The sequence below is a fragment of the Streptomyces sp. S186 genome (genome assembly GCF_051603415.1).
GTDB lineage: Bacteria > Actinomycetota > Actinomycetes > Streptomycetales > Streptomycetaceae > Streptomyces.
Map to the genome: position 1 here is coordinate 3,259,656 of NZ_CP193932.1, position 21,661 is coordinate 3,281,316.

Here is a 21,661-nt window from a genome sequence, read left to right on the forward strand (position 1 = left end):
ACCCGGCACCCGCCGGGGCCCGTCGGCCGCACCCCGGAAGACGCCCCCTCAGAAGCCTCAGAGGACATGAGAGGTCTTCAGAACGCATCCGTCGGCACATACGTCCCCCACACCTCGCGCAGCGCGTCGCACACCTCGCCCAGCGTGGCCCGGGCGCGCAGCGCCTCCCGCATCGGGTAGAGCACGTTGTCCGGGCCCTCGGCGGCCTTGCGCATCGCGCCGAGCGCCGCGGTGACCGCGTTGGTGTTGCGGCGCTCGCGCAGCCGCGCCAGCCGCTCGGCCTGCTGCGCCTCGATGGCGGGGTCCACCCGCAGCGGCTCGTAGGGCTCCTCCTCGTCGGTGCGGAAGCGGTTGACGCCGACCACCACCCGCTCGCCGGCGTCGGTCTCCTGGGCGATCCGGTAGGCGTTGCGCTCGATCTCGTCCTTCTGGAAGCCCCGTTCGATGGCGGCGACCGCGCCGCCGAGGTCCGCCACCCGCGCCATCAGCGCCAGCGCCGCCTCCTCGACGCCGTCCGTCAGCGACTCCACCGCGTACGAACCGGCGAACGGGTCGACGGTGGCGGTGACGTCCGTCTCGTGCGCCAGCACCTGCTGCGTCCGCAGCGCGAGCCGGGCGGCCTTCTCGGTCGGCAGCGCGATCGCCTCGTCGAAGGAGTTGGTGTGCAGCGACTGGGTCCCGCCGAGCACCGCCGCCAGCCCCTGCACGGTCACCCGCGCGAGGTTCACCTCCGGCTGCTGGGCGGTCAGCTGCACCCCGGCCGTCTGGGTGTGGAACCGCAGCATCTGCGACTTGGGGTTCCGCGCCCCGAACTCCTCCCGCATCACCCGCGCCCAGATCCGCCGCGCGGCCCGGAACTTGGCGACCTCCTCCAGCAGCGTGGTCCGGGCGACGAAGAAGAACGACAGCCGCGGGGCGAAGTCGTCGACGTCCATGCCGGCGGCGAGCGCGGTGCGGACGTAGGCGATGCCGTTGGCGAGGGTGAAGGCGATCTCCTGCGCGGGCGAGGCACCGGCCTCGGCCATGTGGTAGCCGGAGATCGAGATGGTGTTCCAGCGGGGGATCTCGGCCCGGCAGTAACGGAAGATGTCCGCGGTCAGCCGGAGCGACGGCTGCGGCGGATAGATGTAGGTGCCCCGCGCGATGTACTCCTTCAACACGTCGTTCTGCACCGTCCCGCCCAACTGATGCCCACTCACCCCCTGCTGCTCACCCACGAGTTGGTACATCAGCAACAGAAGCGCGGCCGGCGCGTTGATGGTCATCGACGTCGAGACCGTCCCCAGCGGGATCCCGCCGAACAGCACCTCCATGTCCTCGACGGAGTCGATGGCCACCCCGACCCGGCCCACCTCGCCCGCCGCGATCGGGGTGTCGGAGTCGTGGCCCATCTGCGTCGGCAGGTCGAAGGCGACCGACAGCCCCGTCGTGCCGTGTTCGATGAGCTGCCGATAGCGCGCGTTGGACTCCCGCGCCGTCCCGAACCCGGCGTACTGCCGCATCGTCCAGGGCCGCCCGGTGTACATCGTCGGATAGACCCCGCGGGTGTACGGGTACCCGCCCGGCTCGCCCAGCCGGTCGTCCGGATCCCACCCCTCCAGCGCCGCCGGCCCGTACACCGGCTCGACGGGCAGCCCGCTCTCGCTGTACCGCGCCATGTCCCCTACGCCTCCAAACGGGTGAATGATGCCGGTTTGCACCGCATTCACAGCATGCCCGGAGGTTCGTCCCATCGCACCGTCGGACGCCCCGCTCTCCTACTGCCCCTCGGCACCCACGGCCCCGCGGTCCGCGACCTCCAGGCCCGCCTCCCCGTCACAGGCACCCACACCACAGCAGACCGCACACCCCTCAACTCCCGCCCCCACAGCCCGAACCGACGACTTGGGCCAGGAAACAATCTTTGACGGAAGCGACAATTGAGCAACCCCCACGAACATCAACCACATCCGCGAGAGCGCGCGCCGGCTTAGGCGCAAAATAGGGCGCGGGCAGGGCCGGGGGAACGTGCCCCGCCCGCGCCGGGTGCGCTGAGCCACGGGTACGGGGGGAACCCCGGCTCTTGCGCCGCCGATGACCAGTCGGCTCGTTTCTTACTGCGTCACGGGGTCGAAAAACGTCACACCCGACCGGTGGGAAGGTTTTTGGCCGGGGTCGTCGCGGCCGTCGAGGGGGCCGGTGCGGGAGTGCCGCCGGTGGCCGGCGCGCTCGGGCCGGGCGAGCCGGTGCGGAGTACGGGGGGTGCCGCGGCGGGAGGCGAGTCGCCCTCCTCGTCGCCGCTGCCGCCGCCGTTCTGGCCGCCGCCCTTGCCGCCCTTGCCGCCCTTGCCGCCGCCGTCTCCGCCCTTGCCGTCGCCGTGGCCGCCCTTACCGCCGTCTCCGCCATCGTTGTCACCCGAGCCGCCGCCCTGCTGGCCGGCCTGGGAGAGGTACTGGCGGCAGAAGGTGTGCACCCGCCCGGGGCCGCCGGCGGCGCCTTCGAGGCGCTGCAGGGTGTCGCGGTCCAGGTCGCCGCGGCGGCCGGATTCGTACTCCTTGCAGAGGGCGAGCAGCAGCTTGCGCTTCTTGCTGCCCTCCCCGTCGTCGGGCAGCGGCTTGCCGTCGTCGCCGGGGGTTCCGGTGCCGGGCGACCGGGTGCCGGGCGCGGGGGCGGTGTCGTGGCTGCCGCCGGGGGTGGGGGTGGAGCCGGGCGCGGTGGTCCGTCCGTCGGGCGGGGTGGCCGGGGTGCGGCCGGTCTCGCCGGGGGTGGTGGCGGGCTCGTCGGTCTCAAGGGTGTTGGGCGTCTCGGCCGCCGGGACGCTGGATGCCGGGCGGGGCTCGCCGTCGCGGAACGGGGTGGGCAGTACGCCGGTGCCGGCGGCGACCGCGATGCCGCTGATCGCGCAGGCCGCGAGGGCGACCGCGAGGCCGCGTCTGAAGGGGCGGGCGAGCCCGGTGCGTTCGACGACGCGGTGGGTGCGGGTGGTGCGCGTGCCGGGCAGTGCCGCGCCGCGGGTACTCTCGCGCGAGCGGGCGCCGGGACCGTGCCCGGCCTGCCGGAAGGCGGCCAGCGCGGCCTCCTCGCCGGGCAGCGCGGCGGTTTCGGGCAGGCCGGAGCCGGCCGCCGCGGCGGCCTTCAGCAGCTGTTCGAGTTCGCGTGCGCCGTCGCCGACCTGGGAACCGGCCGGCTCGCCACGCAGCAGTCGCTCCGCGGCGTCCTTGTCGAGCCAGCTATACCGGTCGTCGGCCATCACATGTCCTTCTGCGTTCGTGCGGCCGTTTCCGTCACACCTGGTACGTACGATTCCGCCACGCCGTCATGGCGTCTTATGTCCTGTATGGGCAGCTCACCCACCGTTCCACCCCCCTTGCCGGCACCGGCGGACGGCCCCCGGGGCTCCCCGTCGCCGTCGTCCCCACCACCGTCCTCCCCGAGCATCTCGGCCAGCTTCTTCAGGCCGCGGTGGGCGGCGGTGCGCACCGCGCCCGGCCGCTTGCCCAGCACCTGTGCCGCGCTCTTGGCGTCCAGCCCGACGACCACCCGCAGGGTCACCGCCTCGGCCTGGTCCTGCGGCAGCCGCCCTATCAGCCGGAAGGTGTGGCCGGTACGCAGGGCCTCCAGCGCCTCGCCCGCGGTGTCGGACGCGGCGGGGGTGTCGGTGAGTTCGGTCTCGTCGCCGCCTATGGCCGGCCGCCGGCCGCGCATCCGGATGTGGTCCAGCGCACGGTTACGGGCGATCCGGGCGGTCCAGCCGCGGAAGCGGTCCGCGTCGCCGCTGAAGCGGACGAGGTCGCGGGTGATCTGGAGCCACGCCTCGGATGCCACGTCCTCCGCGTCCGGCTCGCCCACCAGGGTCCGGACGTAGCCGAGCAACCGGGGGTGTATGGCGCGGTAGACGAGCCGGAACGCGGTCTCGTCGCCGTCCTGCGCCGCCTGCACGGCAACCGTCAGCCGTCCGTCGTCCGGCTGAATGTCGTCCCCTCGCACGGGTCCATCCTGTCGCACGCTGAATGTCCGCCGCCCGGTCCTTGCCGCATTGCGCTGTCGCTGTTACGTCGCTGTCGGTTGATCGTCGGGTCCGCCGGGGCCGCTCCGCGGCCGTCTGCGTCACCGCCGCGCCGGCCACCGACCCGCCCGGCCGTCCCCGCTGACCGTAACGGGTCAGACCCCGGGCCCGGCACCCGGGCCACCCCTCGGGGCGGACGGGCCACCGGTACGAGGCGGCCGCGCGACCCTCGGAACTCCCCGGTAACCAGGCGGTCTTCCGGCCGGCCGAACCCGCCGCGGCCGGTGCGTCCGCCGGCGCGTTCCGGCACGTTACGGGCCCTGCCGGGCCCGCGTCCAGACCACTGGCCGTGCCACCGCCCGTACCCCGTGTGACGCTTTTCGGCCCGCCGGCGCTGTATCGGTTAGGAGCCCGTCGCGGGCTCCGTGTGAGCGACGGCCGGGGCCTCTCCTGTGGGGGGTGGCGGCCCCGGCCGTCTCTCGCACACTCCACCCCTCTGACCTGGGGTTTCGCCGCGTCCTGCCGACCGCCGTGACCAACGGCGTGACCAACGCATCAGGCCGTCCCCGACGCGACATCCGCCAGGCCGATGCGCTCAGCCGTCGCAGAGGCCAGCTTGCGCGCGCCCTCGACGCGCCGCTTGCCGTACTGGGCCAGCGTGTAGCCCGGTGAGTGGTGCCTCACATTCGCGGAAACCTCCACCGGGTTTCCCCCGGCGTCCAGGTCATTCGTGACCTTGCTGTGCCACCAGTCGTGGATGCGGAACCTCTCGGGGAGATCCAGCCTCTCTCTGGTGGTCCGCCACCGGGCACTGACCTGGCCGGCGTCCTGTGTGCCGCCGGGCGTGATCCCGTCCTTGCGGAGCATGTACCCGTCACGCGCGAAAACGAGGTAATGGTCGACCCAGAGTGAACCGAGCCGCGCCTTCCACTTCTGCTGGCGATCCCGCTGCACCTTGAGCACGTTCACGTCTCGTACGAGGCCGCCCAACTGCGGGCAGCGAGGAGCGATCAGTGACGGCCTACGACCGACGCCTCGTTGAACACCTCCTGCCGGCGGTATGGGACGTGGAAGTGGCATACGGCCTCCGCAACCCGCAGGCCCCAGACGCCGACATGCCGAAGGGCACCGTCGACAAGCGGAGTGCGGACAGGCTGTTTGCGCACCTCGCGGGTTGGAAGGGCTGCGAACTTTCCGTCGCTGAGCGACGAGCACTGTTTTTGCGGTATGCCCTGGACTGGCCGGACGACCACATCGCCGCCTGCGACAGCGTCAGCGACCGAGCGGTGCGGTACCGGCTCGAACGAGGTGTCGGCAAGATCGCGGCTTACCTGAATGGGGTGCCGTACGTCGACGGATACGACAAGTTGAAGAGCGCTGCCTGAACGGGTGCCCCGGCCTCTCGAGGGGGCGGGGCGCTTCTCATTCGAGGAACTGGGCTGCCCCGTAAATGATCTACTGCATGGTTGATCACGCAGCCGCAGCCCCTCTTCGAGAAGTTGAATCGCACATAAGTCACGCGAATTTGAGCCATTGGTTGGCCACATTCGCATGGGCCATAAATGGCTCAAGCGGGACGAACTCGACAAACAGGTTGATGGGTCGAGCAGCCACGATGCACTGTCAGTGGTGCACGGTAGGTTTGTAGTGAACCTGACGGTAAAGCGCTTGGGGGGATCGTGGCTGCTTCTGGCTTCGACGTGGACACGCACCAGCTGAAGGACGAAGCACCAAAATTTAACAGGGAGTCAGCCGCTTTGGCGAAGGCGGCCGAGAAGCTGAAGCACTCACTCGATGGGCTCGAGGAACCTTGGGGGGACGACGAGCAGGGGAAGAAGTTTGAAGGCGTCTACAGCCCTCATCGCACTCAAATCGAGCGCGCTGCCCAAGCGTTGGTGAAGGGCCTCGAAAGCATTGGCAAGTCCATGAAGGACATGGCCGACAACCACGAGGAAGCGGATCGGTCCAACGCATCGGGCTTCAAGTCGCAAGGCGGCGCTGCGCATTGAGTGCCGCAGACAAAGCCAAGGAAATCGTCCAGGACCTCACCGGCATGTGGTGGCCGAAGGGTGATGAGGACGAGCTCCGGGAAGCCGCTCGCGCTTGGCGGACATTTGCTGACGACGTCAAGGACATCACCTGGGCGACACATAAGTCCGCACAGGACGTCATCGACACCAACAAGGGTCAATCGATCGACGCGTTCGGTGCGTTCTGGAAGAAGTACCACGGCGGGGGTAAGGGGTACCTGGACGACCTTGCTTCTGCCGCGCAGGACATGGCCAAGGCCCTGGACAAGTTCGCCGACCAGATAGCCGAAGCGAAGAAGAAGATCGAGCACGAGCTGGAGATCGCCGGCGCGGTCCTGGTCGCCGGTACGGCGCTGGCCATCTTCACCGGCGGCCTCAGCGAGGTCGCAGCCGCGGGCGCCACCGAAGCGATCGTCGCAGCGGCCAGCACGGCGGGCGTCGCCGTCTCCGCCACCATCACCGAGATCGCCGGCACCGTCCTGGCCACAGCCGCCATCGGCGGCATCAGCGCCATCACGGTGGACGTGGTCGTCGCCCAAGGCGGCCGGAACCTGCTCGGGGACCAGCACGGCATCAACGCCGCCGAAATCAAGGACGCCGGAGTGTCCGGCATGCTCATGGGCGGCGCCTTCGGCGGAGCCGCCCGCGGCGCCCAGGCCGTGGCGGAGGCCGGCGGCGTCAAGAACGTCCTGGGCAACATGAAGCTGGACAACTTGGGCAACCTCAACATCTCACTGCCCAACCTCCAAATGCAGCTGCCCAACCTCGGTGGCCCGCGCCTGGCGATGGCCGGCGAAGGACCTGTCGGTCCAACCGGCCAGCCGCTGATGCGAAATGCTCAGGGCGGCGGTGGGGGAGGCCGCGCCACGTGGCCAGCTTCGGACACCATCGCTGGCCCGGCGAAGGGCAAGACGCTTCGCGCACCTCACCCCAGGCACACTATGGGAGGCGTGAAGAACGGGGAGGTCAAGGCAGAAAACAGCCTCATCCTGCCGGAGTACAGGCACGTCGTGAACAACGACATCGCCGAGATTGCCGCGGGAAACGCAAAATGGGATCACGTGTCCCAGAGATACGAGATTAACGGCCGGACTTACGGCGTCGAGGACAGTGGAACCGTCTTCCCTGGCTCTGGCCCCGGCATCGTCAATCTCGATCGCATCGAATACGATGCACTGAAGCAGATCACACGCGTAGATGGCGACGTCAGCAAGCTTGAGAAGTTGTTCAGCAATGCACCGAAGTTCAAAAACAACCCGCAAGCCGTAGAAAAGGCTCTGGAACTCTACAGGACCTACCACTGATGACATATAACCTGATCACCACTGGGCAGGAACTCCCGGCACGGCTTGCACCGCTCCTTGCTGACGTGTTCGGCGTCTCCCTCGCCGATGTTGATGTGTCGGAGGAATCCGACTTCGATTCGCGAAACTGGGACGCCGAAGTCACCTGCGAATACTCAGCAGTTCACGGTGACCTGAACTGGTCGGTGAGCATCTATGCGACCGACGTCGTACAGCGGCGCCCTTCAGAGGAGGCCCTCGCGCTGAAGGTAGCGCAGTGGTTTGGCGTGGCCGTCCTCTTCCCTGCGACCCAGACTGTCCCTAACATCTGGCGGGTCGCCACGCCGCAGGGCCGTCTTACGCATGCACGCGTGACTGAGCCTGAAAGCGAATCGGAGGGACTGACAGTTAACGCTGTCGAGGAACGCGTCCCAGAGTTTCCGCGCGCAACCGTCACCAAGTTTCGCGAGATCATCAAAGAACTTCAGCTGCCTAGCGAGTTTACTGATTCGCTCCTACCCGAGGGGATCTCGGAAGATCGGCGAGAAGTTCGCAGTCTACTCGTGAACTGGGAGCGTCTCACGGTCCGCATGGCAACAGGCTGGCCTCCATCGGCCTGGTACCCGGCTTCCCTGTACGCGGAGGATCTTGAACTGCGTGATCAGGTGGCTGGCGCGATCGAGCAGCTTCCTGAGGACGAACGGCAATCTGCCAGGGAAGCTCTTGAGCAGATTGACCAGAAGTACCGGGAACTCACCGTCGAAGATGGCGGGGAAAATCTTTCCACGGCTGCGGACGTGCCGATTACCGACCGCGCGTGGTACTGGTACCGGCGTCCGCTGAACCCTCCGTGGGACACCACAGGCAAGTAGCTGTTGCACTGGGCCATTTCATGGCCTGGTTCCCCGCCTCATCGATAAACCGCGCCGAGGCGGGGAAAAGCCCCTGCTCATTATGGGCAGGGGCTTACTACACCAATCTCAAGCGGCGGTCGGCAGGGCACTCAGCCGCTCACGGAACTCACGTACCGCCGGAACCGACCGGTGCGGACCGAGCCGCTCAGAGAACTCCTTCAGCCGGTCCACGGCCTGCACGGAACTGACCTTGTCCTCAAGCAGTTCGGCCCCATAGTTCGCAGCGTCGAGCGCTCCGTCCAGGTCGTTGCCGGCGAGCCGGGCTTCGGCCAGGCGGCTGGACCTGACGGCCTTGTCCCGGGGCGCGGCCTTCTTGACGGAGGTCTCCAGGGAACTCGGGGCCCGCTCCACCTGGCCAGAGCGCAGCATGACCTTGCCTTCGGTCGACTTCAGTTGCGCTTCGCCGTACCAGTCGAGCCAGTCGGGGGATGCTTCTTCCGTGTGGCGGTCCCAGAGGGAGAGTGCACGGTTCAGTGCAGTGCCAGCCTTCCGGTGGTCGCCGTCGCGGGAGAGTGCCTCGGCCTGGTGTGATTGGGAGCGCTGGGGGCTCGCCCCGAGCGGATACGACGCGGCGACCTTGTACATCTCAAGTCTGACGGTTCCAGACGTGGCCACTCGGGTGCGGCGGGAGTCCGCTCATGTGCTCGAAACTCCGGCTGGCCGCTTCTCCGAGCTGGTCGTCGCCTCTGAGTACCTTCAGGGCATGCAACGGGGGAACAACCTTGAGCTGGAACAGCCGCTGCGCCGCCGGGTCGCTCACCTGCTCAGCCAGTGAACGATCACAGCTGGTGATCGAGATGGTAGCCCCAGTCTCTTTCACCTTTCGTGACCAGTCAGCGCGACTCGGATTCCTCGTTGCGGAATACGTTCGGACTCGGCCACATCATCGCAAGGCCGACCGTTTTCCCCAAAGGGGAATTATCGGATTTCAGCCCACTCTGGCGCCTACCTCAGTAGACTCCATGTGACCCCATCACTCATTCAAGGGAGGCCCGGTTGCAGGATCCCTTCGCCTTAGCACTCACGCGAATCGCTGCACCGAGGATGCGCGCCCGAATAAACGCACGAGCAAGAGTAATCAGGAAGGTCAGCGATTCGGAGCGAGCTCGCCTTGCCGCTCAATACATGCGCGCATGGAGGCGCGACTACTTTAACGGATACAGGCGATTTCAACGAATCACCATGATTCTACTTGCCATCGTATCTACTCTTGCGTTCGTGCCCATGGCGATCATCATGGAGTGGTTTCGGTCGATCAAACTGCCCAACTGGCTCACAGTTCCAGTGCTTACGATCACGATGCTCCTAATGACTGCGTGCGCTTTAGGCATTTTCCTGGACAAGCGTAGTGAGTACGCTTCACGATATGCCCGCCGCTCGGATCTGGTCTTCGTCAAGCTTTTCACTCTGGTCGCAAATTTCGATTCCCGCGCCGGCGATTGGACCGACCGCACCATCACGAAACGGCTGCGATATTCCCTAATCAGCACCGCTTCAGAGGTCGAGATGTCTCGCATGAGACTGACGCGAACGCTGTGGGGAGAACGCGCCCTCCGCCGCAAAATTCGCACAGAGAATAAGCGAATAGGAGCTGCACTCAGAGCCCACGCTGACGCACTGGCCCTGGCGGGTACACAAACAGACTTCGAAAGAATTCGGGACTCGCTTTACGGGGCTCTGGAATGCGCCGCAGTTGACGACTGGAACTCATTGATCGGCAGCACACCGGAAGTGTCACACCTGCCGTACTGGGCAGCGTTCTTGTTGCGGTTGATCCCCGGGCTCACAGTGGCCGGTGTCGCGCTCTCGCTGCCACTAATGCCTGGGCTGGCGGACTCGGCGCATCAGATCCGAAACTACTTGCTGCCCATTGCTGCAATCATGCTGATCGGTGCGAACGAGACGGTGCTCGGCTCAGTGCGCGCCGTACTGGACAAGGTCGCGTTCGCCGGTTCCGGAAAGTAGCAACCTCCCGTCAACTCCTGACGCCACTGACGCGCATGGGGGCATCGGACGCAGAGCACTGACGCGCCGGTTGGCCACATGACCAACGCGTGACCAACAGCGGTCAGAAACGGCCAGAAACGGCAGGACGAGGACCGCTAAAGACCGCAACGGCAGACCCCCGACCAGACGGTAAAACGCCTGGTCAGGGGCCCTTTTGTAGATCAACTAGGCCGGGGGTGGCGGCCCCGGCCGTCTCTTGCGCTTCTTGCGCTTCTCGCGCCTCTTGCGCCTCTTGCGCCCGGCCGTTCAGAGTCGGTTTGCCAGCGCCTTGAAGTCCGTCCAGGACTGCGCGGGGGTGCGCGGGTCCCAGGTCTTCTGCGCCAGCGCGGCGAGCGGCAGTTTGATGCCGGCGGCGATCTGCTGTGCGGTCTGCGCCTGTGCGCGGTCGCACCAGATCGCGAACCGCGCGCCCGGGATGCGGTCGGCCCCGGTCTGGCTCTCCGGTACGGCGACGGGCGAGGTGTGCCGCAGCACCCGCGGGGTCCAGCTCTGGTAGATCCGCTCGCCGGTCGGGTACGTGAACTGGTTGGGCTCGCCGAGCACGTAGTAGAGGTACTCGTCGTTGAGGTTGAGCACGGTGCGGCCCTCGCGGAGGTACTCGGCGGGGTCGCGGGCGCCGATCTCCTTGCCGGTCCAGTAGGCGACCGTGCGGTTCTTGTCCGCGGCCACCTTGCCGTCGGCGAAGAAGCCGTCGTTCCACGCCTCGATCCGGGTCTTGCCGGCGGCCTGGACGGTCTTCTGCCGGTCGTTGAGCCAGCCGGTCGCGAGGTCCTTGATGGTGGCGCCGGAGCCGTACTTGTCCCGGGCGGCCCGGGCCAGCTGCGGGTACTTCCCCTCGGGGTCCGAGGACATCAGCGCCTGGTACTCGTCGCCGCCCAGGTGCCAGTACGGGCCGGGGAAGAGCTGTCCGTACTCCTTGAGCAGCGAGTCGACGAGTTCGCCGGCCTTGGGATTGGAGATGTCGATGGCGCCGCGGACCACCGTGCCGGAGGCGCTGCGCAGCTGGAGGTCGGGGTAGTGGTCGAGGACCGCGCCGAGGTGGCCGGGCGAGTCGATCTCGGGGACGAGGGCGACGTGCAGGCTCTGCCCGACCTTGATCAGGTGGCGGACCTGGTCCTTGGTCAGGTGGTCGGCGGAGACGATCTCGGGGTGGGTGTCGCTCTGGATGCGGAAGCCCTGGTCGTCGGAGAAGTGCAGCTGGAGCTGGTTGAGCTTGAGGTCGGCGAGCTGTCGGATGCGGGCCTCGATCCAGTCCGCGGTGAACGGCTTGCGGGCGTTGTCCAGCAGCATGCCGCGCTCGGGGCGGTCCGGCCGGTCGTCGACGGTGCCCTCGGGGAGGCCGCCGGCGGTGCGGACGGCCTGTTTGACGGTCCGGGTGCCGTTGAAGATCCCGGCGTCGGTGGGGGCGGTGAGGGTGAGCCGGCCGCCGTGGGCGGTGAGGGTGTAGGACTCGTCGGCGGTGCTGCTGGTCGGGGCGTTGTCGGCGCGGCCGGCACCGGCCGAACCGCTGAGCTTCACCTCGATGTCGCCGGGCCGGACGTCCTGCTTTCCCCACGCCACCGCCAGCCCGCCCAGATCCTTGGCCATGAGTTGCGCTTCGTCGGCGATATTGCTCTTCTCCCCCGCCGATACCACGATCCGGGCACCCTTGGCCGGCCGCCAGCCGATTCCGTTCGCCGGGCGGAAGTCCCGTACGGCCGGGACGATGTGCGGCGGGCCGGCCACCTTGGCCCAGCTGGGGATGGGCGCGGCGGGGCTGGAAGAGCTGGGAGCTGCGCCCGGGGACTCGGAATCGGCTCCCTGCCCGCAGCCGCCGAGCGCCAGCGCGCCGGCCAGCACGGGGACGGCCAGCAGCGCGGCGCGGGCCTCCGGGCCGGCGGCCCGCCGGCCGGTGTGCGGGGGCCGTGGGGAGGCCGAGGGCCGCGGGGAACGCGGCGGCCGCATCGGGTTCGACATCGTGCAATCCTCACTTTTCGGGGCGAAGGCATTGCCAGTCATGCGGAACAGGTCGTCCACCGAGCGCGCGAGAGCTCTCTCATCCGGGTGAAAATCGCGCATCCGTCGGACAGTGGCCGGCGAGCGTCGTTAGCGTGGCTTCGCCGCCGCTCACTCCCTGCCGGGGCGCGTGGACCGCCGGAAATCCGCCGGGTGCCACCTCCTGTGACGTATCACCACACTTGCCTCTCCCTCCGTACGTAGCAGACTTTTCATCCATTTCGCCCCACCAGACGCTCATTTCCCGCCAGTCACCGCCGAGTCTCCCGACTCTCCCGGCACTCCCGTCCCTTCCCTCCCTGCCGTCCCCCACCGACCGTCCGCAGTCAACCCCCCATCCGCCCGAGGAGCCCACGCTGTCCGGTGACACTCCGGCCGCCCGTCCGCCGGCGCTGCCCCGCCCGCCCGTGGCGCGGTGCGGCATACCCTGGCAGACCCGGCTCGCTCCCGACCCGGCGGCCGGCCTCGACCGCTTCAACGCCCTCCCCCACGTCCACGCCGTGGCCGCCCTGCTGACCTGCTGCGGCTGCCGCCGCTGGGCCGAACGCCTCGCCGCCCACCGCCCCTACCCGGACCCGGAGTCCCTGATGGCCGCCGGCGACGAGGCCGGCTACGACCTCAGCCCCGCCGAGCAGAGCGAGGCGCTGGCCCGGGAGCCGGCCGCGCCGCTCCCGCCGGTCCGCCCCGGCCCCGGCACCCTCGCCGCCCACACCGCGCTGCGCGCCGCGCACGCCGCGTACGAGCTGCGCTTCCGGTACGCCTTCGTCATCTGCCTCGACGGCTACCGCGACGAGGAGCTGATGGACCAGACCCTGCACGCCATCCGCACCCGCCTGGCGCACGAGCCGGACGAGGAGCGGTCGGTCGCCGCGGACCAGTTGCGGCGGCTGGCCCGCGCCAGGCTGGGGCGACTCGCTATGAGTTGTCCTTAATGGACGGGTTCGCGCTTGTGTGATAGCCCGTTGGTGCCTGTTTGATCACACCTAAGGACCCCCGCGCGAGGAACCGACAGCTCGTCGATACGATGACGAGCGGCCGGTGGACCGTACCCGGCCGGGCCCGACCGACAGAGAAGCCGGCGCGGCCCTAGTCCCCGCTCCCGGAGGGTTCTTCCGTGCCGGCTGGAACGCTGTACCGCGGCCGGGAAGGTATGTGGTCCTGGGTGGCTCACCGAGTCACCGGCGTCCTCATCTTCTTCTTCCTGTTCGTGCACGTCCTCGACACCGCCCTCGTGCGCGTCTCCCCCGACGCGTACGACAACGTCGTAGCGACCTACAAGACGCCGATCGTCAACGTGATGGAGTACGGCCTGGTGGCCGCCATCCTCTTCCACGCGCTCAACGGCCTGCGCGTCATCGCCGTGGACTTCTGGTCCAAGGGCCCGAAGTACCAGAAGCAGATGCTCTGGACCGTCGTCGGTGTCTGGGTCGTGCTGATGGCCGGTGCCTTCTACCCCGTGCTGCAGCACACGCTGCGCACGCTGTTCGGGAGCTGAGGCGAGAGATGTCTGCTGAAACCACCACCGCGGGTGCCACCGCCGCGGAGAACGTCGCGCTCTACGACGCGGACAACCCGGCCCCGGTCATCGAGGCGCCGCGCAAGCGCACCGGGAAGACCCCGAAGACGACCCGGACCAACTTCGAGCTGTACGGCTGGCTGTTCATGCGGCTGTCCGGCATCGTGCTGGTCGTCCTGGTCCTCGGCCACCTGCTGATCCAGCTGGTGCTCGACGGCGGTGTCTCCAAGATCGGCTTCGCGTTCGTCGCCGGCCGCTGGGCCTCGCCGTTCTGGCAGGTCTGGGACCTGCTGATGCTGTGGCTGGCCATGCTGCACGGCGCCAACGGCCTGCGCACCGTCATCAACGACTACGCGCAGCGGGACAACACCCGCTTCTGGCTGAAGATGCTGCTCTACACCGCCACGGTGTTCACCGTCCTTCTGGGCACGCTGGTGATCTTCACCTTCGACCCGAACATCCGCTAGGCCCCGGGCTGAGGGACTGAGGTATTCCACCCATGCAGATCCACAAGTACGACACCGTCATCGTCGGCGCCGGCGGCGCCGGCATGCGCGCCGCCATCGAGGCGACGAAGCGCAGCCGCACCGCCGTGCTGACGAAGCTCTACCCCACCCGCTCCCACACCGGCGCCGCCCAGGGCGGCATGGCCGCGGCCCTCGCCAACGTCGAGGAGGACAACTGGGAGTGGCACACCTTCGACACGGTCAAGGGCGGTGACTACCTGGTCGACCAGGACGCCGCGGAGATCCTGGCGAAGGAGGCCATCGACTCGGTCCTCGACCTGGAGAAGATGGGCCTGCCCTTCAACCGCACGCCGGAGGGCCGGATCGACCAGCGCCGCTTCGGCGGCCACTCCCGCAACCACGGCGAGGCCCCGGTCCGCCGGTCCTGCTACGCCGCGGACCGCACCGGCCACATGATCCTCCAGACGCTGTACCAGAACTGCGTCAAGGAGGGCGTGGAGTTCTTCAACGAGTTCTACGTCCTGGACCAGTTGATCACCGAGGTCGACGGCGTCAAGAAGTCGGCCGGCGTGGTCGCCTACGAGCTGGCCACCGGCGAGATCCACGTCTTCCAGGCGAAGGCCGTCGTCTACGCCTCCGGCGGCTGCGGCAAGTTCTTCAAGGTGACGTCCAACGCGCACACCCTGACCGGTGACGGCCAGGCCGCCGTCTACCGCCGCGGGCTGCCGCTGGAGGACATGGAGTTCTTCCAGTTCCACCCGACGGGCATCTGGCGGATGGGCATCCTGCTCACCGAGGGTGCGCGCGGTGAGGGCGGCATCCTCCGCAACAAGGACGGCGAGCGCTTCATGGAGAAGTACGCGCCGGTCATGAAGGACCTCGCCTCCCGCGACGTCGTCTCCCGCTCCATCTACACGGAGATCCGCGAGGGCCGCGGCTGCGGTCCCGACGGCGACCACGTCTACCTGGACCTGACCCACCTGCCGCCGGAGCAGCTGGACGCCAAGCTGCCGGACATCACCGAGTTCGCGCGCACCTACCTCGGCATCGAGCCCTACACGGACCCGATCCCGATCCAGCCGACCGCGCACTACGCCATGGGCGGCATCCCGACCAACGTCGAGGGCGAGGTGCTGGCCGACAACACCACCGTCGTGCCGGGCCTGTACGCCGCCGGCGAGGTCGCCTGCGTCTCCGTCCACGGCGCCAACCGCCTGGGCACCAACTCGCTGCTGGACATCAACGTCTTCGGCCGCCGGGCCGGCATCGCCGCGGCGGAGTACGCGGCCACCGCCGACTTCGTCGAGCTGCCCGAGGACCCGGCGGCGCTCGTCCAGGAGCAGGTCGAGCGGCTGCGCGAGGCCACCGGCAGCGAGCGGGTCACCGAGATCCGCAAGGAGCTGCAGGAGACCATGGACGCCAACGTCATGGTCTTCCGCACCGAGCAGACGATCAAGACCGCGGTCGAGAAGATCGGCGAGCTGCGCGCCCGCTACAAGAACGTGTCCGTCCAGGACAAGGGCAAGCGCTTCAACACCGACCTGCTGGAGGCCATCGAGCTGGGCAACCTGCTCGACCTGGCGGAGGTCATGGCGGTCTCCGCGCTGGCCCGCAAGGAGTCCCGCGGCGGCCACTACCGCGAGGACTACCCCAACCGCGACGACGTCAACTTCATGCGGCACACCATGGCGTACCGCGAGGTGGGCGCCGACGGCTCCGAGTCGATCCGGCTCGACTACAAGCCGGTCGTGCAGACCCGCTACCAGCCGATGGAGCGTAAGTACTGATGAGCACCCCCACTCTCGACAAGCACTCCGCGGCCCTGGACGCGGCGGAGAACGACGCCGCGCACCTGATCAGCGTCACCTTCCGGATCCGCCGGTTCAACCCGGAGGTCTCCGAGGAGGCGCGCTGGGAGGACTTCCGGCTGGAGATCGATCCCAAGGAGCGCGTCCTGGACGCCCTCCACAAGATCAAGTGGGAGCTGGACGGCTCGCTGACCTTCCGCCGCTCCTGCGCGCACGGCATCTGCGGCTCGGACGCGATGCGGATCAACGGCCGCAACCGGCTGGCCTGCAAGACGCTGATCAAGGACATCAACCCCGAGAAGCCGATCACCGTCGAGGCCATCAAGGGCCTGACGGTGCTGAAGGACCTTGTCGTCGACATGGAGCCCTTCTTCCAGGCGTACCGGGACGTGATGCCGTTCCTGATCACCACCGGCAACGAGCCGACCCGCGAGCGGCTGCAGTCCTCCGAGGACCGCGAGCGCTTCGACGACACCACCAAGTGCATCCTGTGCGCGGCGTGCACCACCTCGTGCCCCGTGTTCTGGAACGACGGCCAGTACTTCGGCCCGGCGGCGATCGTCAACGCACACCGCTTCATCTTCGACTCGCGTGACGAGGGCGGCGAGCAGCGGCTGGAGATCCTCAACGACAAGGACGGCGTCTGGCGCTGCCGCACGACCTTCAACTGCACGGACGCCTGCCCGCGCGGTATCGAGGTCACCAAGGCGATCCAGGAAGTGAAGCGGGCGCTGATCACCCGCCGATTCTGACGCGCCGTCTTCGCGCCTGAGCCGGCCGGGCCCCGCTTCCTCTTGTGGAAGCGGGGCCTTCGCCGTTTCCGGCCGTCGGCCGCCGCTCAGCGCGACCGTAGCGCCATCGCGGCCAGTGCCTCGTCCTGGGCGCGTCGCTGCCGCATCAGCCGGGCGTACGCCGCCAGGGCCGCGCGACGCTGCTCCAACTCGGCTATCTCGGCGTCGAGTTGTGCCATCTGCTGCTCCACGACGCCGCACGAGAAGGTGCAGGCGAGCAGCCCGGGGCCACCCTGGGCGCAGGGCAGCAGGTCGCGGATGGACTCGGTGTTCAGGCCGGTGGCGAGCAGTTCGCGGATGTGGGCGACGGCCTCCACGGCGTCGGCGTCGTAGGTGCGGTAGCCGTTGGCGTCGCGTCCGGCGCTCAACAGGCCACGCTGCTCGTAGTAGCGCAGGACGCGGGTGCTGACGCCGGTGCGGCGGGCCAGCTCACCGATCCGCATCCGGCCCGCCGGCCGGGCGTCCGTCCGTGCACCGTCCCCCATGTGAGTCCCCTCTCCCCGTTTCTCCCCGATCCGGCTTGACCTTCACACTGGTGTCAAACGGCAACCTCGTGGGCATGACGCAGATTCCCGTAACGCGGATTCCCGTGACGCAGAACCCGTCCGTTTCCCTTCCGCCGCTCTCCACCACCGTCGCGGGCCCGGCCGGCGGGCCCGGCGTCCTGCTGGCGCACGGCGCGACCGGCAGTGTCCGGTCCAACTACAGCACGCTGATCCCGGCCCTGACCGCCACCGGCCACCGGGTGGTGGCGCCCGACTACCCCGGTTCGGGCCAAACCCCGTGCGCCAACGGCCCGTTGGAGCTGGACGCACTGGCCGACGCGATGGTCGCCGAGGCCGACGCGGCCGGGCTGGAGACCTTCACTGTGATCGGCTTCTCGATGGGCACCGCGGTGTCCGTACGGGCCGCGGCCCGGCATCCGGAGCGGGTGCGGGGGCTGGTCCTGACGGCCGGCCTGGCCAAGGCGGACGCCCGCACCCACGTCTGGGTGGACCTGTGGCTGCGGCTCCTGGACCGCGGTGACTACCAGGGCTTCGCCCAGGCACGGGCGCTCAGCGGGCTGTCGCCGGAGCACTTCACCGCGCTGCCGCCGGCCGAACTGGCCGCCGTACTGGACCCGGACCCGACGCTGCCGCCGGCCGGTTCGGCGGAGCAGGTCGCCCTGGTCAAGGCCCTGGACACCACCGCCGACCTGCCCGGCATCGCGGTCCCCACGCTGGTCGTCGCCACCAGCCGGGACGCGCTGCTGCACCCGGACCACTCGCGCTACCTGGCGGACCACATCCCGGGCGCCGAGTACGCGGAGATCGCCACCGGGCATCTGCCGATGGTCGAGCGGAACACGGAGTGGCTGAAGCTGATCGGGGACTTCCTGGCCGCGCGGGGGCTGTGACCTCAGGCCCCTTCGCCGGTGAGGACCTTGTCCAGGAAGGCGTCCAGATTCCGCACGGTGCGCGCGATCCGTTCCGCCTCCGGCAGGGTCTCCTCGTGGCGGCCGGCGAGCTGGGAGCGCTTGCGGCCGCGGACGTAGAGGGAACAGGCGAGGTCGGCGCAGAGGTACGTGCCGACGGTGTTGCCCTGCCGGCCCGCCGGGCCGGCGCGGCGGGCGGCGAGCAGGCTGACGCCGGAGCCCGGGTGGCCGGTCAGGCAGATCGAGCAGACGGTCGTCTTGGTGAAGCTGCGCCGCACGCCCTGCGGCACCCGCAGGGTCACGCCCACCAGGCCGTCGGGCCGCGGGGCGACCAGATAGCTGCGGTCCGGCGCTCCGGGGTCGCGCCAGCCCAGGAAGTCGAGGTGTTCCCAGGGGAGTTCGGCCAGTCCCACGGGCAGGCGGAGCCGGCTCGCCTCCCCCTTGGAGCAGTTCACAAAAGACGCGCGTATCTGTTTTTCACCGACCGGATCCATGATTCCGGACGCTAACAGCGGGGTGCGGGGCACGTCGTCCGATTTTCGGGCGCCCCGCCCCCGGCGGACCTCACTCGATCACGGACGGCGGGATCTGCCGCAGCGTGTGCGGCGCCTCGTCCTCGTCGAGGTGACGGGACCGCGGTCCCGCGGAGCGGCCGCGGGCGCCCTTGTCGGGCTGCTCGCCCCCGGCCTTGCCCGGCCGGCCACCACCTGCGGACGGATCCGGCGCGCTCGGCCGGGCGCCGCCGCGGCTGCGGTGGAGTCCGGCGCCGCCCTGCCGGGTGCCGCCCGCCGGACCGGCGGGGCCCTGGGGCCGGGCGGCCGGGGCGGCGGGGGTGCCGGGCGGCAGGGCGCCACGGGCGGCGGCACCGTCCGGGCTGCCCGCCGCGCCACTGGCGCTCCGGCGCGCCCCGCCGGCGCCCCGCCCCGTGCCGCGCGCACCGCCGGCGGGCGCCCCGCCGCCGGTCACCCCGATGACGCCCAGCACGGCGCTGCCCGGGTAGCCGGCGGCGGGCGCGGGGGCGCCGGACGGGCCGCCGGACGGTGTCCCGCCGCCGACGGCGTGACCGGCGGCGGGCGGCGCGGCGAGGCCGGCACCACCCATGCTCTGCAGTCCGGTGGTCACCGGCCCGTCCGCCCGGGGGCTGTCGAAACCGGCCGGTACCGCGCCGCCGCCCGCGCCGTTGGGCCGCTGGGCGGCCGGCGGGTGGTGCGGCCGGGGGCCGCCGGTCACCGCGGTGTCCACCGGCGGCGGGGCCGGGCTGCCGGACGGGGCGATGGGCCAGTCCCCCGTGACGCCGGGCCCGGTGCCCTCCCGGAGCCGCTTGCCCTGTGCCTCGTAGTGGGCGGCCAGTTCGTCCATCACGACGGCGGCCTCGATCTGGCACTGCTTGTCCGGCGGGAGGGAGTGGCGGTTGAGTTCCAGCGCCATCCTGGTGTCGAGCTTGGGGTTGGCCATGTCGCGCTTGAACTGGCTGTCGTCGCCGGCCTCCGTCGTCGGGGCGGTGGCGGCCCCGGCGAGCTGGAGCCTGAGCAGCGCCTTCTGCGCCTCGCGGAGGTTGTGCGCGACGCCGGCCTCGGGGCCCGAGGCGCGCGAACCGATCAGGATGGACTCGACGTTGCGGGCGTGCTGGTAGCTCCGCTCGATCTTCGCCAGCACCTTGGCGGCCTCCCGGCGGAACGCCTCGGCCGCGGTGCCCTCCCAGTGCGCCGCGGCGTGCTCCACGGCGTCCTGGAACGCCTTGCGGAGGCCGCCGTGCCCGTCGTCGCCGCCCAGCCGGTCGGCGGCGGACCGCCAGTGCCGGCCGGAGGTCTCGATCGTCTCGGGGCCGGCGTGCTCGATCATCGCCCGGAGCGCGGGCAGGTCGCGCTTCTGGAAGTCGGAGGGGGACCGCGGCGTCAGCCGGTGCCCATGGAGCGACTTCAGCAGCTCGGCCCGCTCCTTTTCGGTCCGTCGGCGCTCCATCTCCTGGGCGCCGTCGTGCTGTCGGCCGGTCTCCGTCATGCCGGTTCCCCTCCCTCGTCCGCGCCGTCGTCCCTGTCGTTCCCGTTGTCCCTGTTGTCCCCGTTGTCCCCGTCGCCATGGCCGCCCGGAGCCGGGACGTTCCGTCCCGCCCGGTTCCCGACCGGGGGTTCGTCAGTGGTCGTGCCCCGGGTGCCGGGCCGCGTGCTCCTGGTCCTCGTAGGCGCCGCGGCTGGCCTCGGTCTTCTCGCCGAAGGTGCCGATGAGGTCCTGCAGCGCGCCGAGCACGTCCGACATGTATGTCTGCATGCCGTCGTGGGCACCGGCGAGCCTGCCGGCCTCCAGGAAGCCCTTCCCGAACGCCGACTTCGGGAGGGTGGTGTTGTAGGTGACGGTCTGGGTGGGATCGTCCATGTCGCGCTGCAGATGGCGCAGCTGTCGCACGACGACGTCCAGCTCTTCCAGATCGACCCTGAACCGCTCGGTCATGTGCCGTTTCTCCCCGTTCCCCCGCGGGCCTTCGGCACCAAGCTATCAAGCCCGCCGGACTTCCCGGACGCCCGTTCTCCTGATACCCGCGGCAGGGCCGTCCGTAGCGTGGACCAGCCCTTACGAAGTGGGCAATTCGCCGCGAGAGCAGGAGATCTGACTTTGCGTCAGAAATGCTCGGCGAGACGGTGGCGGCCGTCCCATACGCGGGACGAGAGGCGGGCCAGCAGACGGGCCGCGGGGTCGCCGGTGTCCTGGCCGTCGGCGAGCGGGCCGGTGTAGCAGACGGCGAGGGCGTAGGGCGGGGCGTCGGGCGGATACACCACGGCGGCGCTGTGCCGTGCTCCGTCGACCCAGCCGTTCTTGCCGGCCAGGCGGGTGCCGGGCGGCAGCCCCGCGGCGAGGTCCACGGCGTGCACGTTGTGCTCCAGCCGGGCCAGCACCTCCGGTTCGAGGGAGGCCAGCAGCCGGATCAGGTCGTGGGCGGTGACGCGGTTGTCGATGCCGGCGGCACGGGCGGCGGCGTCCTCGATGCCGCGCGGGCTGCCGGACGCGGCCGACGCGCCGGCCCGCCGCCACACCTCGGCCACCGCAGCCCGGCCCACCGCGGCCATGCAGAGGCTGGTGGCCAGGTTGGAGGAGTGCCGGACCATCCGGTCGGCGAGCCAGCCGAGCGGCGCGGTGCCGCCCAGCAGCCGCCAGGGCTCGGGGTCGCTGTCCTCCGCCCGGTCGTGCGCGTAGCTGCCGGCGGCCGCCGAGGGGAAGCGGTTGACGACCGGGACCGCGTGGTCGGGGGCGAGGCCGCTGCGGTGGACGGCGGCGAGCACGGCGACCTTCATCGTGCTGGCCGCGTAGTGCGGGACGTCCGCGTTCCGCAGGATCACCGGGGGGCGCCGCCAGGGGGCTACGGCTACGGAGAGCATGGCTCATCGTAGGGCGCGGCGCCGTGGGGCGCAGGCTCCACGGCGGGGTCCGAGGCGGGGCCCGCCGCGAGTCCCAAGGC

The 21,661-nt window shown here is 69.7% G+C and carries 22 protein-coding genes and 1 pseudogene; 12 read left to right on the plus strand and 11 right to left on the minus strand.

Annotated features, from left to right (window positions below; genetic code table 11):
- Positions 1-77: 77 nt before the first annotated feature.
- The 4 genes from ACRAS8_RS13605 to ACRAS8_RS13620 form a co-directional block, all read right to left on the minus strand.
- Complete coding sequence (locus ACRAS8_RS13605; protein ID WP_438486214.1) at positions 78-1,658, minus strand: acyl-CoA mutase large subunit family protein; 1,581 nt, start codon at positions 1,656-1,658, stop codon at positions 78-80.
- 461 nt (positions 1,659-2,119) lie between these two features.
- Complete coding sequence (locus tag ACRAS8_RS13610) at positions 2,120-3,229, minus strand: hypothetical protein (protein WP_438486216.1); 1,110 nt, start codon at positions 3,227-3,229, stop codon at positions 2,120-2,122.
- Positions 3,229-3,951, minus strand: coding sequence for an RNA polymerase sigma factor (locus tag ACRAS8_RS13615; protein WP_438490474.1), 723 nt, complete (start codon positions 3,949-3,951; stop codon positions 3,229-3,231). The genes ACRAS8_RS13610 and ACRAS8_RS13615 overlap by 1 nt, the downstream gene beginning before the upstream one ends.
- Positions 3,952-4,540: 589 nt before the next feature.
- Positions 4,541-4,954 carry a hypothetical protein gene (locus ACRAS8_RS13620; protein WP_438486217.1) on the minus strand — a complete coding sequence of 138 codons (414 nt, stop codon included), beginning with the start codon at positions 4,952-4,954 and terminating at the stop codon, positions 4,541-4,543.
- A 44-nt stretch (positions 4,955-4,998) separates the two neighbouring features.
- On the opposite strand from ACRAS8_RS13620, the gene ACRAS8_RS13625 reads away from it, so the two are divergent.
- From ACRAS8_RS13625 to ACRAS8_RS13640, 4 genes are all read left to right on the plus strand, one after another.
- Positions 4,999-5,370: a hypothetical protein gene (locus ACRAS8_RS13625; protein ID WP_438486219.1), complete on the plus strand. Its 372-nt coding sequence runs from the start codon at positions 4,999-5,001 to the stop codon at positions 5,368-5,370.
- A 294-nt stretch (positions 5,371-5,664) separates the two neighbouring features.
- Positions 5,665-5,994 carry a WXG100 family type VII secretion target gene (locus tag ACRAS8_RS13630; RefSeq protein WP_438486221.1) on the plus strand — a complete coding sequence of 110 codons (330 nt, stop codon included), beginning with the start codon at positions 5,665-5,667 and terminating at the stop codon, positions 5,992-5,994.
- Positions 5,991-7,319, plus strand: a complete 1,329-nt coding sequence (locus ACRAS8_RS13635; protein ID WP_438486223.1) for a WXG100 family type VII secretion target — start codon at positions 5,991-5,993, stop codon at positions 7,317-7,319. The genes ACRAS8_RS13630 and ACRAS8_RS13635 overlap by 4 nt, the downstream gene beginning before the upstream one ends.
- Positions 7,319-8,170 carry a hypothetical protein gene (locus ACRAS8_RS13640; RefSeq protein ID WP_438486224.1) on the plus strand — a complete coding sequence of 284 codons (852 nt, stop codon included), beginning with the start codon at positions 7,319-7,321 and terminating at the stop codon, positions 8,168-8,170. Before ACRAS8_RS13635 ends, ACRAS8_RS13640 begins: the two co-directional genes overlap by 1 nt.
- 108 nt (positions 8,171-8,278) lie before the next feature.
- Here ACRAS8_RS13640 and ACRAS8_RS13645 read toward each other — a convergent pair.
- A pseudogene (locus tag ACRAS8_RS13645) lies at positions 8,279-8,740 on the minus strand (transcriptional regulator); the annotation flags it as partial.
- Between the two features lie 79 nt (positions 8,741-8,819).
- Here ACRAS8_RS13645 and ACRAS8_RS13650 point away from each other — a divergent pair.
- Positions 8,820-8,987, plus strand: coding sequence for a hypothetical protein (locus ACRAS8_RS13650; RefSeq protein ID WP_438486226.1), 168 nt, complete (start codon positions 8,820-8,822; stop codon positions 8,985-8,987).
- Between the two features lie 449 nt (positions 8,988-9,436).
- Positions 9,437-10,177, plus strand: coding sequence for a hypothetical protein (locus tag ACRAS8_RS13655; RefSeq protein WP_438486228.1), 741 nt, complete (start codon positions 9,437-9,439; stop codon positions 10,175-10,177).
- 288 nt (positions 10,178-10,465) lie between these two features.
- Here ACRAS8_RS13655 and ACRAS8_RS13660 read toward each other — a convergent pair whose 3' ends face one another.
- A complete protein-coding gene (locus ACRAS8_RS13660; protein WP_438486230.1) occupies positions 10,466-12,175 on the minus strand; it encodes a beta-N-acetylhexosaminidase in 1,710 nt (569 codons plus the stop codon).
- Positions 12,176-12,621: 446 nt separating this feature from the next.
- Between ACRAS8_RS13660 and ACRAS8_RS13665 the strand changes: the two genes are divergently transcribed.
- From ACRAS8_RS13665 to ACRAS8_RS13685, 5 genes are all read left to right on the plus strand, one after another.
- Positions 12,622-13,146 (plus strand): 2-oxo-4-hydroxy-4-carboxy-5-ureidoimidazoline decarboxylase, encoded by a 525-nt coding sequence (locus ACRAS8_RS13665; protein ID WP_438486232.1) that lies wholly within the window; start codon positions 12,622-12,624, stop codon positions 13,144-13,146.
- Between the two features lie 182 nt (positions 13,147-13,328).
- Positions 13,329-13,709: a succinate dehydrogenase, cytochrome b556 subunit gene (sdhC, locus tag ACRAS8_RS13670; RefSeq protein WP_016574684.1), complete on the plus strand. Its 381-nt coding sequence runs from the start codon at positions 13,329-13,331 to the stop codon at positions 13,707-13,709.
- Positions 13,710-13,717: 8 nt separating this feature from the next.
- Positions 13,718-14,197 carry a succinate dehydrogenase hydrophobic membrane anchor subunit gene (locus tag ACRAS8_RS13675; RefSeq protein ID WP_438486234.1) on the plus strand — a complete coding sequence of 160 codons (480 nt, stop codon included), beginning with the start codon at positions 13,718-13,720 and terminating at the stop codon, positions 14,195-14,197.
- 32 nt (positions 14,198-14,229) lie between these two features.
- Positions 14,230-15,984, plus strand: coding sequence for a succinate dehydrogenase flavoprotein subunit (gene sdhA, locus ACRAS8_RS13680; protein WP_438486236.1), 1,755 nt, complete (start codon positions 14,230-14,232; stop codon positions 15,982-15,984).
- A complete protein-coding gene (locus ACRAS8_RS13685; protein WP_438486237.1) occupies positions 15,984-16,757 on the plus strand; it encodes a succinate dehydrogenase iron-sulfur subunit in 774 nt (257 codons plus the stop codon). Before sdhA ends, ACRAS8_RS13685 begins: the two co-directional genes overlap by 1 nt.
- Before the next feature lie 86 nt (positions 16,758-16,843).
- Here the strand turns inward: ACRAS8_RS13685 and ACRAS8_RS13690 are convergent, their stop codons facing one another.
- Positions 16,844-17,281, minus strand: coding sequence for a MerR family transcriptional regulator (locus tag ACRAS8_RS13690; RefSeq protein WP_438486239.1), 438 nt, complete (start codon positions 17,279-17,281; stop codon positions 16,844-16,846).
- 74 nt (positions 17,282-17,355) lie between these two features.
- On the opposite strand from ACRAS8_RS13690, the gene ACRAS8_RS13695 reads away from it, so the two are divergent.
- Positions 17,356-18,192, plus strand: coding sequence for an alpha/beta fold hydrolase (locus tag ACRAS8_RS13695; RefSeq protein ID WP_438486241.1), 837 nt, complete (start codon positions 17,356-17,358; stop codon positions 18,190-18,192).
- 2 nt (positions 18,193-18,194) lie between these two features.
- On the opposite strand, the gene ACRAS8_RS13700 is transcribed toward ACRAS8_RS13695, so the two are convergent.
- From ACRAS8_RS13700 to ACRAS8_RS13715, 4 genes are all read right to left on the minus strand, one after another.
- A complete protein-coding gene (locus tag ACRAS8_RS13700) occupies positions 18,195-18,704 on the minus strand; it encodes an FBP domain-containing protein (protein WP_438486242.1) in 510 nt (169 codons plus the stop codon).
- Between the two features lie 70 nt (positions 18,705-18,774).
- Positions 18,775-20,211 (minus strand): hypothetical protein, encoded by a 1,437-nt coding sequence (locus ACRAS8_RS13705; RefSeq protein ID WP_438486244.1) that lies wholly within the window; start codon positions 20,209-20,211, stop codon positions 18,775-18,777.
- 132 nt (positions 20,212-20,343) lie between these two features.
- The gene (locus ACRAS8_RS13710; protein ID WP_438486246.1) at positions 20,344-20,658 is read right to left on the minus strand and encodes a hypothetical protein; all 315 of its coding nucleotides are present in this window, start codon (positions 20,656-20,658) and stop codon (positions 20,344-20,346) included.
- Positions 20,659-20,825: 167 nt separating this feature from the next.
- Positions 20,826-21,581 (minus strand): serine hydrolase, encoded by a 756-nt coding sequence (locus tag ACRAS8_RS13715; RefSeq protein WP_438486247.1) that lies wholly within the window; start codon positions 21,579-21,581, stop codon positions 20,826-20,828.
- Between the last annotated feature and the right edge of the window lie 80 nt (positions 21,582-21,661).

Bases quoted from the DNA above. Each gene is read 5' to 3' on its own strand.
- ACRAS8_RS13605 (WP_438486214.1), bottom strand. From the start codon at position 1,658: ATGGCGCGGTACAGCGAGAGCGGGCTGCCCGTCGAGCCGGTGTACGGG.
- ACRAS8_RS13610 (WP_438486216.1), bottom strand. From the start codon at position 3,229: ATGGCCGACGACCGGTATAGCTGGCTCGACAAGGACGCCGCGGAGCGA.
- ACRAS8_RS13640 (WP_438486224.1), top strand. From the start codon at position 7,319: ATGACATATAACCTGATCACCACTGGGCAGGAACTCCCGGCACGGCTT.
- ACRAS8_RS13655 (WP_438486228.1), top strand. From the start codon at position 9,437: ATGGCGATCATCATGGAGTGGTTTCGGTCGATCAAACTGCCCAACTGG.
- ACRAS8_RS13660 (WP_438486230.1), bottom strand. From the start codon at position 12,175: ATGTCGAACCCGATGCGGCCGCCGCGTTCCCCGCGGCCCTCGGCCTCC.
- ACRAS8_RS13675 (WP_438486234.1), top strand. From the start codon at position 13,718: ATGTCTGCTGAAACCACCACCGCGGGTGCCACCGCCGCGGAGAACGTC.
- sdhA (WP_438486236.1), top strand. From the start codon at position 14,230: ATGCAGATCCACAAGTACGACACCGTCATCGTCGGCGCCGGCGGCGCC.
- ACRAS8_RS13685 (WP_438486237.1), top strand. From the start codon at position 15,984: ATGAGCACCCCCACTCTCGACAAGCACTCCGCGGCCCTGGACGCGGCG.
- ACRAS8_RS13690 (WP_438486239.1), bottom strand. From the start codon at position 17,281: ATGGGGGACGGTGCACGGACGGACGCCCGGCCGGCGGGCCGGATGCGG.
- ACRAS8_RS13695 (WP_438486241.1), top strand. From the start codon at position 17,356: ATGACGCAGATTCCCGTAACGCGGATTCCCGTGACGCAGAACCCGTCC.
- ACRAS8_RS13700 (WP_438486242.1), bottom strand. From the start codon at position 18,704: ATGGATCCGGTCGGTGAAAAACAGATACGCGCGTCTTTTGTGAACTGC.
- ACRAS8_RS13705 (WP_438486244.1), bottom strand. From the start codon at position 20,211: ATGACGGAGACCGGCCGACAGCACGACGGCGCCCAGGAGATGGAGCGC.
- ACRAS8_RS13710 (WP_438486246.1), bottom strand. From the start codon at position 20,658: ATGACCGAGCGGTTCAGGGTCGATCTGGAAGAGCTGGACGTCGTCGTG.
- ACRAS8_RS13715 (WP_438486247.1), bottom strand. From the start codon at position 21,581: ATGCTCTCCGTAGCCGTAGCCCCCTGGCGGCGCCCCCCGGTGATCCTG.